General features: G+C 62.0%; 12 protein-coding genes. 4 read left to right on the forward strand and 8 right to left on the reverse strand.

The genetic code is table 11. The features are described from left to right. Window positions 1–125: 125 nt before the first annotated feature. The 4 genes from guaA to PMI20_RS27340 form a co-directional block, all read right to left on the reverse strand. Window positions 126–1703, reverse strand: coding sequence for a glutamine-hydrolyzing GMP synthase (gene guaA / locus PMI20_RS27325; RefSeq protein WP_007929562.1), 1578 nt, complete (start codon window positions 1701–1703; stop codon window positions 126–128). Between the two features lie 99 nt (window positions 1704–1802). Then, window positions 1803–3272: an IMP dehydrogenase gene (gene guaB, locus PMI20_RS27330; RefSeq protein WP_007929561.1), complete on the reverse strand. Its 1470-nt coding sequence runs from the start codon at window positions 3270–3272 to the stop codon at window positions 1803–1805. A gap of 195 nt (window positions 3273–3467) precedes the next feature. After that, complete coding sequence (locus PMI20_RS27335) at window positions 3468–4016, reverse strand: hypothetical protein (RefSeq protein ID WP_007929559.1); 549 nt, start codon at window positions 4014–4016, stop codon at window positions 3468–3470. A gap of 144 nt (window positions 4017–4160) precedes the next feature. Continuing rightward, entirely contained in the window at window positions 4161–4928 is a 768-nt protein-coding gene (locus PMI20_RS27340) for a sulfite exporter TauE/SafE family protein (protein WP_007929557.1), read from the reverse strand. A 102-nt stretch (window positions 4929–5030) separates the two neighbouring features. On the opposite strand from PMI20_RS27340, the gene PMI20_RS27345 reads away from it, so the two are divergent. The 4 genes from PMI20_RS27345 (at window position 5031) to leuA (ending at window position 10247) form a co-directional block, all read left to right on the forward strand. Beyond that, the gene (locus PMI20_RS27345; RefSeq protein WP_007929555.1) at window positions 5031–5933 is read left to right on the forward strand and encodes a LysR family transcriptional regulator; all 903 of its coding nucleotides are present in this window, start codon (window positions 5031–5033) and stop codon (window positions 5931–5933) included. Between the two features lie 93 nt (window positions 5934–6026). Continuing rightward, window positions 6027–7406, forward strand: a complete 1380-nt coding sequence (gene xseA, locus PMI20_RS27350; RefSeq protein ID WP_037035503.1) for an exodeoxyribonuclease VII large subunit — start codon at window positions 6027–6029, stop codon at window positions 7404–7406. 3 nt (window positions 7407–7409) lie between these two features. Then, entirely contained in the window at window positions 7410–8231 is an 822-nt protein-coding gene (locus tag PMI20_RS27355) for a peptidoglycan DD-metalloendopeptidase family protein (RefSeq protein WP_007929551.1), read from the forward strand. Window positions 8232–8567: 336 nt separating this feature from the next. Then, window positions 8568–10247: a 2-isopropylmalate synthase gene (gene leuA, locus PMI20_RS27360; protein ID WP_007929549.1), complete on the forward strand. Its 1680-nt coding sequence runs from the start codon at window positions 8568–8570 to the stop codon at window positions 10245–10247. 69 nt (window positions 10248–10316) lie between these two features. On the opposite strand, the gene PMI20_RS27365 is transcribed toward leuA, so the two are convergent. From PMI20_RS27365 to der, 4 genes are all read right to left on the reverse strand, one after another. Further along, complete coding sequence (locus PMI20_RS27365) at window positions 10317–10730, reverse strand: hypothetical protein (protein ID WP_007929546.1); 414 nt, start codon at window positions 10728–10730, stop codon at window positions 10317–10319. Window positions 10731–10784: 54 nt separating this feature from the next. Further along, on the reverse strand, window positions 10785–11582 hold the full coding sequence (locus PMI20_RS27370) for an amidohydrolase (protein WP_007929544.1): 798 nt from the start codon (window positions 11580–11582) through the stop codon (window positions 10785–10787). Continuing rightward, window positions 11570–12718, reverse strand: a complete 1149-nt coding sequence (locus PMI20_RS27375; RefSeq protein ID WP_007929543.1) for a pyridoxal phosphate-dependent aminotransferase — start codon at window positions 12716–12718, stop codon at window positions 11570–11572. Before PMI20_RS27375 ends, PMI20_RS27370 begins: the two co-directional genes overlap by 13 nt. Window positions 12719–12909: 191 nt before the next feature. Continuing rightward, window positions 12910–14382: a ribosome biogenesis GTPase Der gene (der, locus tag PMI20_RS27380; RefSeq protein ID WP_007929542.1), complete on the reverse strand. Its 1473-nt coding sequence runs from the start codon at window positions 14380–14382 to the stop codon at window positions 12910–12912. Between the last annotated feature and the right edge of the window lie 131 nt (window positions 14383–14513).

Raw genomic sequence — 14513 nt, forward strand, 5'->3', positions numbered from 1 at the left:
TATTGCGGGAGGGCTGGAAAACGGGCTTTTTAAAGACCCTGAAACACAAATGGCGATCGACACCCGAAGGTCTCGATCGCCATTGCTGTTGCCTGAACGATCAGCTGCCGATCACTCGGCCGGGATCATTCCCACTCGATGGTGGCTGGCGGCTTGCTCGACACGTCGTAGGTGACGCGGGAGATGCCTTCGATCTCGTTGATGATCCGGCCGCTGACGGTTTCCAGCAGCTCGTAAGGCAGGTGCGCCCAACGCGCGGTCATGAAGTCGATGGTTTCCACGGCACGCAGGGCCACGACCCAGGCGTAACGACGGCCGTCACCGACCACGCCCACCGATTTCACCGGCTGGAACACCACGAACGCCTGGCTGACCTTGTGGTACCAGTCGGCCTTGCGCAGCTCTTCGATGAAGATGTGGTCGGCGCGACGCAGCAGGTCGGCGTATTCCTTCTTCACTTCGCCAAGGATGCGCACGCCCAGGCCCGGGCCCGGGAACGGGTGACGGTAGACCATGTCGTACGGCAGGCCCAGCTCCAGGCCCAGACGACGGACTTCGTCCTTGAACAATTCGCGCAGTGGCTCGACCAGCTTGAGGTTCATTTCTTCCGGCAGGCCGCCCACGTTGTGGTGCGACTTGATCACGTGGGCCTTGCCGCTCTTGGCGCCAGCCGACTCGATCACGTCCGGGTAGATGGTGCCCTGGGCCAGGAACTTGATGTTGTCCAGCTTGCAGGATTCGGCATCGAACACGTCGATGAAGGTACGGCCGATGATCTTGCGCTTCTTCTCCGGGTCGGCTTCGCCGGCCAGGTTGTTGAGGAACTGCTCCTCGGCGTTGGCGCGGATCACCTTGACGCCCATGTTCTCGGCGAACATGGCCATCACTTGCTCGCCTTCGTGCAGGCGCAGCAGGCCGTTGTCGACGAAAACGCAGGTCAGCTGGTCGCCGATGGCCTTGTGCAGCAGGGCCGCGACCACCGAGGAGTCGACGCCGCCGGACAGGCCCAGCAGCACGTTGTCGGTGCCGACCTGGGCACGCACCTGGGCGATGGCGTCTTCAGCGATTTTCGATGGGGTCCACAGGGCTTCGCAGCCGCAGATGTCGAGGATGAAGCGCGACAGGATGCGACCGCCCTGCTTGGTGTGGGTCACCTCCGGGTGGAACTGCACGCCGTAGTAACGCAGGTCGTCGTTGAACATGCCGGCGATCGGGCAGCTCGGGGTGCTGGCCAGGATGTGGAAGTCTTGCGGCATCTTGGTGACCTTGTCACCGTGGCTCATCCATACGTCGAGGCCGAACAGGCCGTCGGCGTCGACGTGGTCTTCGATGCCGTCCAGCAGGCGGCTCTTGCCGACCACATCGACGCGGGCATAACCGAATTCACGCAGTTCGGAACCCTCGACCTTGCCGCCCATTTGCTCGGCCATGGTCTGCATGCCGTAGCAGATACCGAAGACCGGCACACCCAGGTCGAACACCGCTTGCGGGCAACGCGGGCTGTTGGCTTCGTGCACGGACTCGGGGCCGCCGGCGAGAATGACGCCTTTGGGAGCGAATTCGCGAATCGCTTCGTCATCCATGTCGAACGGATGCAGTTCGCAGTACACGCCGATTTCACGCACGCGACGGGCGATCAATTGGGTGTACTGAGAACCGAAATCGAGGATCAGGATGCGGTGGGCGTGAATGTCGAGGGCCATGATTCAGTCTCGTCTAGGTAATTCGAAAACAGTCGTGATTCAGAAACGACTCGGGGCTGAATAAAACAGCCCCGGTCATTTAACGTTTTGCTTGAAGCATCAACCTACGCGGTAGTTTGGCGCTTCCTTGGTGATCTGCACGTCATGGACGTGGGATTCAGCCATGCCGGCGCCAGTGATGCGTACGAACTCTGGCTTGGTGCGCATTTCTTCGATGTTGGCGCTACCGGTGTAGCCCATGGAAGAACGCAGGCCACCCATCAGCTGATGGATGATGGCGGTCAAGGTGCCCTTGTAGGGAACACGGCCTTCGATGCCTTCCGGAACCAGCTTCTCGGCACCCGCGGAGGAGTCCTGGAAGTAACGGTCGGAAGAGCCCTGGGCCTGGGACATGGCACCCAGCGAACCCATGCCGCGGTAAGCCTTGTAGGAGCGCCCCTGGAACAGTTCGATTTCGCCTGGCGCCTCTTCGGTACCGGCGAACATCGAGCCCATCATCACGCAGGAAGCACCGGCGACGATGGCCTTGGACAGGTCACCGGAGAAGCGGATGCCGCCGTCGGCGATCAATGGAACGCCGGTGCCTTCAAGGGCCGCGGCGACATTGGCGATGGCGCTGATTTGCGGTACGCCGACACCGGCGACGATACGGGTGGTGCAGATCGAGCCAGGGCCGATACCGACCTTGACCGCGTCGGCGCCCGCTGCGGCCAGGGCCTTGGCTGCTGCACCGGTGGCGATGTTGCCGCCGATTACCTGCACTTGCGGGTAGTTTTCCTTGACCCAGCGAACGCGGTCGATCACACCTTTGGAGTGACCGTGGGCAGTGTCGACCACCACCACGTCCACGCCGGCGTTGACCAGGGCGGCAACGCGGTCACCGGTGTCTTTACCGGTACCGACGGCAGCACCTACGCGCAGACGACCTTGATCGTCCTTGCTGGCCAGCGGGTAAGCCTTGGCTTTTTCGATGTCGTTGACGGTCATCATGCCTTTGAGGGCGAACTTGTCGTCGACGATCAGCACGCGCTCGATGCGGTGCTTGTGCAGCAGCTCGCGCACGTCGTTCTTGTCGGCGCCTTCCTTGACCGTGACCAGGCGCTCTTTAGGCGTCATCACTTCACGGACACTGGCGTCCAGGCGGTTTTCGAAACGCACGTCACGGGAAGTGACGATGCCGACCAGGTCGCCATCGTGCAGTACCGGAACGCCGGAAATATTGTGCATGCGGGTCAGTTCGAACAGGTCGCGCACCGTGGCGTCAGCCTCGATGGTGATCGGGTCTTTGACGACGCCGGCTTCGAACTTCTTGACCTTGCGGACTTCGGCAGCTTGCTGCTCGATGGTCATGTTCTTGTGGATGATGCCGATGCCACCTTCCTGAGCCATGGCGATTGCCAGACGGGCTTCAGTGACGGTGTCCATTGCGGCGGAAACCAGTGGAATATTCAGCTCGATGCCACGGGTAAGACGGGTCTTGAGACTGACTTCGTTAGGAAGCACCTCGGAATAACCAGGCACTAGGAGAATGTCGTCGAAGGTCAGAGCTTCTTGGCTGATACGCAGCATCGCGGGGGCTCCCGAGCGGGAAAATGGAAGCGCGCCATTATACTCAGACACCTACCCGGGCTCAATGTAAAAGTCTGTCTATTATCAACGGGGTGATGGATGGGGAATTTGCCAGAACACAGCATCTGTTTCGCGAGCAGACATGGCACCTGCCGATGATGAATTCACCACCCGGAACCGGCTGCCGAAATCCCCTTACAACTCCACCTTCACCCAGCTCACCGGCTGATCCAGCCATTCGGCGAACTCGTCGAGAAAACTCTGCTTGAACCCGGCTTCGGCCCAGTTGTTGAAGATGAAGCCGAGGTTGGAAAACCCGCACTCCTGCAAGAACAGAAAGCCATTGATGTCATCTTCATGCCCGCACTCGGGGCAGGTGAAGTTATCGGTGCGCCCGGGCATCCAGTCCTCCAGGCTCTCGAACAGCGCCTCCCCCACTTCCTGGCGGCATTCGGCGCAACCCGCTTCCTCGAGAAACCCCTTGGCCGGGGTATAGATGCAGCGCTTGGTAATGATTTCCAGGCCGTTGACCGGTTCACCGAAGGGCAAGGCCTCCGGGTGCAGCACCACATCCCGCGCGCCAGGGGCGATCGCATGCGCCATACGATTGCCGGTACGGCCACAGGTGCTCAAGGCTTCCTCGACGATGTTCTTGCGCACCAACCAACGCACGATCGCCCGGGCGCGGGGTTCGTGAACCGGCATGGTGGAGATTTTCGGGACGATGATGCTTTGCGAGTTCATGGATGGGGCCTGAAGCGTCTGAAGGGAAGTCTGCGTCGCCTGCTCGAACAGTACCGCCAGCAAACCGACACCTACCAATAAGTGTAGAAGTCAGCGTGCCTGGCAAATCCGAGGGCCCGCAGCTTAATCCCTGAACCCCACAGGTCAAGTGCTCAGGTAACGACCGATCAGGGCCATGCCGCTGGCCAGCACCAGCCAAGTCACCAGCCGGACGAACGCCTCGCGGGACAATCTCATGGTCAGCCGCCGGCCAATCCACAGGCCCAGGGCCATGGCCGGCAACAAGCACAGCGCCAGCACCAATAAAGGCAGTTGCGCATAAACGCCGGCAATGGCGAACAGGCTCAGGCGCACCACCGTGCTGCAACTGATCAATGCACTCTGGGTGGCCCGCGCCGCATCCTTGGGCAGGCGGCTGTTCAGATAGATCGCATATAAAAAGCCGCCGCTGCCGAACAGCGCGCCGAACGTTCCACCCACGGTCCCCATGGGAATCGCCCAGCCCGCCGCCAGCGCCTTGGGCCTTGCCTTGACCCAAAGGCTGTACGCCGCATAAGCGCTGATAAACAGCCCCATCAACAGCAGCAACACATCGGACTTGAGGTTGAGCAGGAAGATCACCCCCAGGGTGCAGCCCAGCGCCATGCACGGCAGCAGGCGCAGCAGCTCGGAGCGATCGACATCCCGCCGCGACGGCAGGAGATTGCCGAAGGCCGCGACAAAATCCAGCAGCACCAGCAGTGGGACTATCTTCGACAGCGGCATGAACAGGATCAGCACCGGCCCCGCCACCAGCGCCGTGCCGAACCCGGCGATGCCAAACACGATATAGGCCAGGGCGATCCCCAGACCGATCGCCAACCAGCCACTCGTCCCCCACGACCACTGCCCCAACAACTCGACCATGCTCATCGACTCGCCTTCCTTCTTTAATCAAGGAATGACTTTAGCCAGCCACAAGCCTTGCGACTAATATCATCAAAGCCATCCACCCATCTCAAAAAGGCATGACGCGTGATTTCAACCCGCCAACTGCGCTACTTCGTGGAAATCGCCAACAGCGGCAGTTTCAGCGCCGCCGCCGAACGCCTGTTCATTGCCCAGTCCGCCCTCAGCCGGCAGATCAGGGAACTGGAAACCCACCTCAAGACGCCATTGTTCGAGCGCACCGCGCGCCTGCCCAGGCTGACGGCGGCGGGCGAGGCGTTCTACCCGCGCGCCCGCAACCTGCTCGATGAGCTGAACAAGGCCAGCGAACTGGCGACCCAGGTCGGCCATGGGCAACTGGGAACATTGCGCCTGAGCCACTCCAGCACCGTGTCCATGAGCGGCCGCCTGCTGCGGGCCATCAGCGGTTACCTGGAGCAGTGCCCGGGGGCCTCGATGGACATCGCCACCCTGTCTTCCGAAGCGCAGTTGGAAGAAGTCGCCGAAGGCCGGCTGGATATCGGCCTGCTGCGACTGCCGGTACTGCGCCAGCGCGAGGGCGTGCGGATCACGCCACTGTTCAGCGAACGCCTGCTGCTGGCCGTGCCGCCGGGCCACCCTTTGGCAGCAGATCCTCCCAAGCAGAGCGTGGATCTGGCGCAACTGCGCGACGAAGCCTTTATCTCCATTCCCCATCCGCAGCGTGGCGGCCTGAGTTACCTGTCGGCCGAGCTGTGCATGCGCCAGGGCTTTTTCCCCAAGGCGGCGCGGGTGCTGTCGCGCAAGACCACGCAGCTGCAACTGATCCAGGCTGGATTCGGCATCGCCCTGCTGCCCGAGTCGATGCGTGACAGCGCGCCCGCCAGCCTGCACTTCCTGCCCTTGGCGGACCCGGCCTGCCAGAGCACGGTCGCCCTCGCCTGTCGGCAAGATCCGACACCCTTGGTCAAGCAGTTCATCGAACACTTCCACAACGCTCTCACGCCTTAACCGCCGAAGGCGTATTCGAGGCCGGCAAAGGCATCGTCTCCTTTTGTTTCGATCCATGGAGATTGTTTGCCGAATGCCTTTAAACTGCGCCCCATGATTAAAGATCCCTTTGCAAGACTCGGCCTGGACCGCGAAGTCCTGACCGTCAGCCAGCTCAACGGCCGTGCGCGGGTGTTGCTGGAAGACGTGTTCAGCAACATCTGGGTCGAAGGCGAAATTTCCAACCTCGCCCGCCCGGCGTCCGGCCATGTGTATTTCACCCTCAAGGACAGCGGTGCCCAGGTGCGCTGCGCGCTGTTTCGGCAAAATGCCGCGCGGGTGCGCCAGGCACTGAAGGACGGCCTGGCGGTCAAGGTGCGCGGCAAGGTCTCGCTGTTCGAAGGCCGCGGCGACTACCAGCTGATCCTCGATACGGTCGAACCGGCCGGCGACGGGGCCCTGCGCCTGGCCTTCGATGCGCTGAAGGAAAAGCTCAGCGCCGAAGGCCTGTTCAGCAGCGAACGCAAAGTGCCGCTGCCCGCCCATCCGCAGCGCATCGGCATTATCAGTTCGCCGACCGGCGCGGTGATTCGCGACATCATCAGCGTGTTCCGGCGCCGAGCGCCACAGGTGGCCCTGACCCTGATCCCTACCGCCGTACAAGGCCGCGAGGCGACCGCGCAGATCGTCCGCGCCCTGAAAATGGCCGATGCCCGGGGCTTCGACGCGCTGATCCTGGCCCGTGGCGGCGGCTCCCTGGAAGACCTCTGGTGCTTCAACGAAGAAGCTGTGGCCCGGGCGGTGGATGCCTGTGTCACGCCGATCGTCAGCGCCGTGGGTCATGAAACCGACGTATCGATCAGCGACTTCGTCGCCGACGTGCGCGCACCAACGCCCTCGGCGGCCGCCGAACTGCTCGCGCCGGACTCCAGCGACCTGCAACACCGGGTCGAAAGCCTGCATCGACGCCTGGTGATGCGCATGCGCGATCGGTTGCTGCGTGATCGCCTGCGCCTGGAAGGCATGGCCCGGCGCCTGCGTCACCCAGGTGAGCGCCTGCGCCAGCAAGCGCAGCGCCTGGATGACCTGGACATGCGTATGCGCCGGGCGTTCGAGCGCAGCCTCAATATCCGCCGCGAGCGCCTGATTCGCCTGGAAACCCGGCTCGCCGGCCAACACCCCGGGCGTCAACTGGCGCTGCTGCGGCAACGCCTCGACAGCCTGGCCGAACGCCTGCCACGGGCCATGCGCGAAGGTCTGAAATCCCGGCGCCTGCAACTACAAAGCCAGATGCAGACCCTGCATGTGGTCAGCCCGCTGGCCACCCTGGGCCGTGGCTACAGCATCCTGCTGGACGAACGTGGCCAGGCCATTCGCAGCGCCGCACAGACCCAGCCGGGCCAGCGCCTCAAAGCCCGGCTCGGCGAAGGCGAACTGCAGGTCCGGGTCGAGGACAATCACCTGACGCCTGTCACCCTTTCTTTACTGGATTGATCCATGCCGCGTTTTCTTAGCTCCTTGTTACTGCTGTGCCTGACCTTCAACGCCCACGCCGATAGCTACATCACGCGCCTGCTGAACAAACCGGTGCCCGGCGGCGTGGCGGTGATCGACCTGGGCAGCGCCGCCCAGGCGCCCAAGGCCAGCTACCAGGGAAAACCGCTGCTGGTAGTCAAGGAACAGAACAACTGGCTGGCGATTGTCGGCATCCCCCTGACCGTCAAACCCGGTACCCAGCAGATCAGTGCTGGCGGTCGCAGCCTGAACTTCAGTGTGGGCAGCAAGAAATACCCGGAACAGCACATCACGCTGAAGAACAAACGCCAGGTCAACCCCGATCCGGCCGACCTCAAGCGCATCGACGCCGAGTTGGCCGAGCAGGTCCGCGCCTACCGCAGTTTCAGCCCCAACACCCCGAGCAACCTGCTGCTGGACAAGCCGGTGAGCGGCCCGCTGTCGAGCAAGTTCGGCGTACGCCGCTTCTTCAACGGTGAGGAGCGCAATCCACACGCCGGGCTGGACTTCGCGGTACCTGCGGGGACTCCGATCAAGACGCCGGCGGCCGGCAAGGTGATCCTGATCGGCAATTACTTTTTCAACGGCAACACCGTATTCGTCGACCACGGCCAGGGCTTTATCAGCATGTTCTGCCATATGTCGAAGATCGACGTGAAGGTCGGCCAGCAACTGGCCCGCGGCGGGGTGGTCGGGAAAGTCGGCTCCACCGGGCGCGCCACCGGGCCGCACATGCACTGGAACGTCAGCCTGAACGACGCCCGGGTCGATCCGGCGATCTTTATCGGGGCCTTCCAGCCCTGAGCCGTGGCTCCCGCAGGGATTGCGCAGGTTCAAAACTCTGCGCAATAAGATCGAGCCAGCTATAAGCTCGACAGAATAAAATCTCGCGAAAAACCATTTTTAAGAGATTTATCTCAATTTTTTTCGACTGCTTGCCATCTTTCACCCCAGTGGTTAGGGTTGAGGGCATGAAAACCTCTCACACCCTCATTCAGCGCCGTCAACACCGAAGCCTCTGCCTCGTCAGCGCACGACTGCCAGGTTGAGTCGCGGTACCTCGTCCCCTGCTTCAAACAACACACCCATTGATTCACCGGCAGGCCGCCTCTTTTCGGCCCGGACAATAAGGATTTCCCCATGAGCATGCTCAAAGACCCTTCCTCGAAGTACCGCGCGTTCCCGACCATCAACTTGCCGGACCGCACCTGGCCGTCGAAGACCATCACCCGCGCGCCGATCTGGTGCAGCTCCGACCTGCGTGATGGCAACCAGTCGTTGATCGAGCCAATGGATGCGGTGAAGAAGCTGCGCTTCTGGAAAACCCTGGTCGCCGTCGGCGTGAAAGAAATCGAGGCCTCCTTCCCGGCCGCGTCGCAGACCGACTTCGACTTCGTGCGTACCCTGATCGAAGGCGGCCACATCCCGGACGACACCACCATCCAGGTGCTGACCCAGGCCCGTGAAGACCTGATCGCCCGCACTTTCGAATCGTTGCGCGGGGCGAAGAAAGCCATCGTCCACCTGTACAACGCCACCAGCCCGTCGTTCCGCCGCATTGTCTTCAACCAGGACAAGGAAGGCGTGAAAGAGATCGCGGTGAACGCCGCCAAGCTGTTCGTCAAATACGCTGCCCAGCAGCCGGAAACCCAATGGCAGTTCGAATACTCGCCAGAGACCTTCAGCGCCACTGAGCTGGAGTTTGCCAAGGAAGTCTGCGACGCAGTGATCGAGGTCTGGAACCCGACGCCAGCCAACAAGGTGATCCTCAACCTGCCGGCCACCGTCGAAGTCGCCACGCCGAACATCTATGCCGACCAGATCGAATGGTTCGGTCGCCACATCAACCGTCGTGACAGCGTGATCATCAGCCTGCACACCCACAACGACCGTGGTACCGGCGTAGCCGCCACCGAGCTGGGCTTGATGGCCGGCGCCGACCGCGTCGAAGGCTGCCTGTTCGGCAACGGCGAACGCACCGGCAACGTCGACCTGGTCACCGTAGCCCTGAACCTCTATACCCAGGGCATCGATCCGGAACTGGATTTCTCCGATATCGACGGCGTGCGCAAAGTGGTCGAAGAGTGCAACCAGATCCCGGTTCACCCGCGTCATCCGTATGTCGGCGACCTGGTTCACACCGCCTTCTCCGGCTCGCACCAGGACGCTATCCGCAAGGGCTTCGCCCAGCAGAAATCCGATGCGCTGTGGGAAGTGCCGTACTTGCCGATCGACCCGGCCGACATCGGTCGCAGCTACGAGGCGGTGATTCGCGTCAACAGCCAGTCGGGCAAAGGCGGTATCGCCTACCTGCTGGAACAGGAATACGGCATCAGCTTGCCACGCCGCATGCAGATCGAGTTCAGCCAGGTGGTACAGCGTGAAACCGATCGCCTGGGTCTGGAGATGACCGCCCAGCAGATCCACGCGCTGCTCCACAGCGAATACTTGCAGGCCAACACCCCGTACGCGCTGGTCAGCCATCGCCTGCAGGAAGAAAACGGCCACAGCGCCGTGGAAGTGGAGGTGTCCGGCAAGGGCCAGGGCGAGACCAATCTGCACTGGCGCGGCAAGGGCAATGGCGCCCTGGAAGCCCTGGTGGCCGGCTTGCCGGTTCCGGTGGAAATCATGGACTACAACGAGCATGCCATCGGCGCGGGCACCAACGCCAAGGCTGCCGCCTATATCGAACTGCGCGTGAACGGCGAACGCGCGGTGCACGGTGTGGGTATCGATGAAAACATCACCACCGCCAGCTTCAAGGCCCTGTTCAGCGCGCTGAACCGCTCCCTGAGCCAGCTGGACGCCAAAGCCGCCTGACGGTTTTACGGCCACAAAAAAGCCCCGGATGATCCGGGGCTTTTTTTGGCTGTGTATTTATTGCCCCGCTCAGGCGGTGGTATTGATCCGCGCCGTCAGCGCCTGGAGCAAGGCCGCCTGCAACACTTGCAGATTGTTGGCGGTGATCGCGATCTGCGCCTGCACCTCCAGGGCCTGTTGCGCCTTCTGCTCCTCGCTCGCCTGGCCCTTCTGCACCCCGGACAATTGCGACTGCTGCTCGGACAGGGTCTTTTCCGTCTGGTCGATCTGCTTCTGCAACTGCGCGACGATATCAGCGGTGGATGAGCTGAAGTCGGCCTTGGCACCGTACTCCTGCATGTCGACACTCACCGAGTCGATGTCATCGACAGCGCCCTTGTCCTGCACCTCGAGCGGGCTGGCCTGCTGCTCGGCGATGTTAAGCTTTTGCGGCGCGGCCCCCAGCGGGAATGGATTGATGCTCGCGGCACCGATAGTGGTCATGACAAATCTCCCTGAAAATCCTCTTACCCCTTAACGGCCCACCCCGACAGATCTTTAAGCCTGGGTGAACTCGAAGGTGTCAGCATCGAGGTAGGCTGGAAAGCGCGCGCGATAGGCCGCCAGGTCCGCGGCATTCAGGCAGACCTGGAATACTCCGTCGGCCTCACCGGCGCTGAGCAGGGTCTCGCCCTGGAAATCCAGCACCTGGCTATCCCCGGTGTAGGCAAACCCCTTGCCGTCGGTGCCGACCCGATTGACCGCCGCCACATAACACAGGTTTTCGATGGCCCTGGCCGGCAACAAACGGTTCCAGTGCTGACGCCGCGCCCCCGGCCAGTTGGCCGTGTACAGCAGCAAGTCGGTATCCCGGGCATCGCGGCTCCACACCGGAAAGCGCAGGTCGTAGCAGATCAGCGGCCTGACCCGCCACCCCTTGAGTTCGAATTGCACCTGACGCTCGCCTGGCGTGTAGTGATCGTGCTCGCCCGCCATGCGGAACAGATGGCGTTTATCGTAATGCCAGACCTCACCGTCAGGGCGAGCCCACAGCAGGCGGTTGCGGTGGCTGCCGTCGGCGGCCTGGATAATCACGCTGCCAGTGATGACCGCATCGAGCCTGGCGGCCTGGCTGCGCAGCCACTTGCTGGTCGGACCGTTTTCCGCCTCGGCGAGGGCTTCGGACTCCATGGAAAATCCGGTGGTGAACATTTCCGGCAGGATAATCAGGTCGGCGCCCCGGGCCTGTTCGAGCAACAGCTCGAAGTGCTCGAGATTGGCCTGGCGGTCGTGCCAGACCAGAGAGGTCTGGATCAGCGCCACATTCAGATTGGGCAAAGCACTCAGATCACGCATAGCTTCTCCGCTGCCTGACGCAGCGTCTCCTCACGTTTGGCAAAGCATAGCCTTACCAGACGCTGTCCTTGCGGTGGCTCGCGGTAGAACACCGACACCGGAATGGTCGCGACACCGTGCTCACGGGTCATCCAGATCGCCATCTCGACGTCATTCAGGTCCGGGCGGATCTGCGAGTAGTCCACCAGTTGGAAGTAAGTACCGGCCACCCGGGTAAAGCTGAATCGCGAAGGTGCCAGCAGGTCGCAGAACAGGTCGCGCTTGGCCTGATAGAAACCGGGTAGCTCTTCGACATGTTCCGGGTGTTCGGCCATGTAGTCCGCCAGAGCGTACTGCAAAGGGGTCACGCCGCAGAAGCTGACATATTGATGCACCTTGCGCAGCTCCGCACTCAGGGCCGGTGGTGCGACCACATAACCGGTTTTCCAACCGGTCACGTGATAGGTCTTGCCAAAGGAACTGACCACAAATGCCCGTTGGTACAGCTCCTCATGGGCCAGCACGCTGACGTGGGGGATGCCGTCGAATACCAGATGCTCGTACACCTCGTCGCTGACCAGGTAGATATCCCGATCGCGAATCAGCGCAGCCAGCTGGTCCAGTTCCGCATGGCTGATCAGCGCACCGCTGGGGTTGTGCGGGGCATTGAGAATGATCATCCGCGTACGCGGGCTCAGGGCCTCGCCAAGCTTCTGCCAATCGATGGCGAAATCGGTCAGGCCAAGCTGTACATGCACGCAACGGCCGCCGGCCAGCTCCACCGAAGGCTCATAGCTGTCGTAGCAAGGATCGAAGACGATCACTTCATCACCGGGCTGGATCACTGCCTGGATGGCGCAAAAGATCGCCTGGGTGGCGCCCGGAGTAATGGTTACCTCGGTGTCGGCATTCACCTGCACGCCATAACTGCGGGCGATCTTGGCCGCCACTTGCTGGCGCAAGGCCGGCAGACCGGTCATCGGTGCGTATTGGTTGTGGCCGCTGGCGATATGCCGGGCGACGGCATCGCGCAGGGCCTGTGGGCCATCGAAATCGGGAAAACCCTGGGACAGGTTCAGCGCGCCGGCTTCCACGGCGAGCTGTGACATTTGCGTGAAGATGGTGGTGCCGACATTCGGCAGCTTACTGGTGATCATGGGTGGTTCCCTGCTGAACACCCGGCTCTACGGCGGCTCGGGGAGGTCCCGAGAATAGCCCAAACCACAGGCATGAAAAAGGGCGCCAAAGGCGCCCTTTTTCCAAGGCAAATCCTGCAGGAGCCGGCTTGTCGGCGAAGCATTGAAGCGGGTCCGGGGCTTCGCCGGCAAGCCGGCTCCTACCAGGTGACTCAGCGCTTGTCTTTGCGCTTCTTCTCGGCCTTTTTGTGGTGTGTCATCAAACGACGCTTCTTGTTGACCTGACGGTCGGTGAGCGTGTTCTTGTTGCCTTCGTACGGGTTTTCGCCGCCCTTGAATTCGATGCGGATCGGCGTACCGACCAGCTTCAGAACACGCCGGTAGGTGTTTTCCAGGTAGCGCACATAGGACTTCGGCACCTTCTCCACCTGGTTGCCGTGGATCACGATCAGCGGCGGGTTGGCACCACCCAGGTGGGCATAACGCAGCTTGATGCGACGGTTGTTGACCATCGGTGGCGCGTGCTCGCTCACGGCGTCTTCGAGGATCTGCGTCAGGCGGCTGGTCGGCCAGCGGGTTACCGCGGACTTGAAGGAGTTCTGCACCGACTGGTAGAGGTTGCCCACGCCAGTGCCGTGCAACGCCGAAATGAAGTGGATGTCGGCGAAGTCGACGAAGAACAGCCGGCGCTCCAGCTCGGTCTTCACATAGTCACGCTCGCGCGGGTCCATGCCATCCCATTTGTTCAGGGCGATGACCAGGGCCCGGCCTGCTTCCAGGGCAAAGCCCAGCAGGTTCAGGTCGTGGTCCACCACGCCTTCGCGGGCGTCCATGACGAAGATCACCACGTTGGCGTCCTTGATCGCCTGCAGGGTCTTGACCACCGAGAATTTTTCAACTTCCTCGTGGATCTTGCCGCGCTTGCGCACACCGGCGGTGTCGATCAGCGTGTACTTCTCTTCGTTACGCTCGAAGGGAATGTAGATACTGTCCCGGGTGGTGCCCGGCTGGTCGTAGACGATGACCCGGTCTTCGCCGAGCATGCGGTTGACCAGGGTGGACTTGCCCACGTTCGGCCGACCAATGATGGCGATCTTGATCCCGTCTTTTTCGCTCGGGCCCGGAATGCGCTTGGCTTCCTCGCCTTCGGCTACGACTTCTTCCTCCCCCTCTTCCGGCTCGTCTGCGTCGTCTTTCGGGAACTCGCGCAGGGCGATTTCCAGCATCTGCGTGATACCACGACCGTGAGCACCGGCGATCGGGATCGCGTCGCCCATGCCCAGTGGGGCGAACTCGGCACGCGCCATGTCAGGGTCGATATTGTCGACCTTGTTGGCGATCACGTAAGAGGTCTTGTTACGTTTGCGCAGGTGCTCGCCGATCATCTGGTCGGCCGCGGTGAAACCGGCCTTGGCATCTACCAGGAACAGGACGACATCGGCTTCTTCGATGGCCAGCAGCGACTGCTCGGCCATCTTTTCGTCCATGCCATGCTCGTCACCGGAGATACCGCCGGTGTCGATCAGAATGTAGGTACGCCCTTGCCACTTGGCCTCACCGTATTGGCGATCACGGGTCAGACCGGACAGGTCGCCGACAATGGCGTCGCGAGTCCGAGTCAGGCGGTTGAACAAGGTGGACTTGCCGACGTTCGGTCGGCCCACCAGGGCGATTACGGGAACCATGCGGCTCTCCACTGCGTTAATTCAGAAAATACAAAAGCCGCTGCGAGGCAGCGGCTGGTGCTCGGGGCAGCACGTGACGTGCTGCGAACCTTGCCGGGGCAAGGCCGCTTGGGGATCAACCCCAAGCATAG

This window comes from Pseudomonas sp. GM17 (genome assembly GCF_000282175.2).
Lineage (GTDB): Bacteria > Pseudomonadota > Gammaproteobacteria > Pseudomonadales > Pseudomonadaceae > Aquipseudomonas > Aquipseudomonas chlororaphis.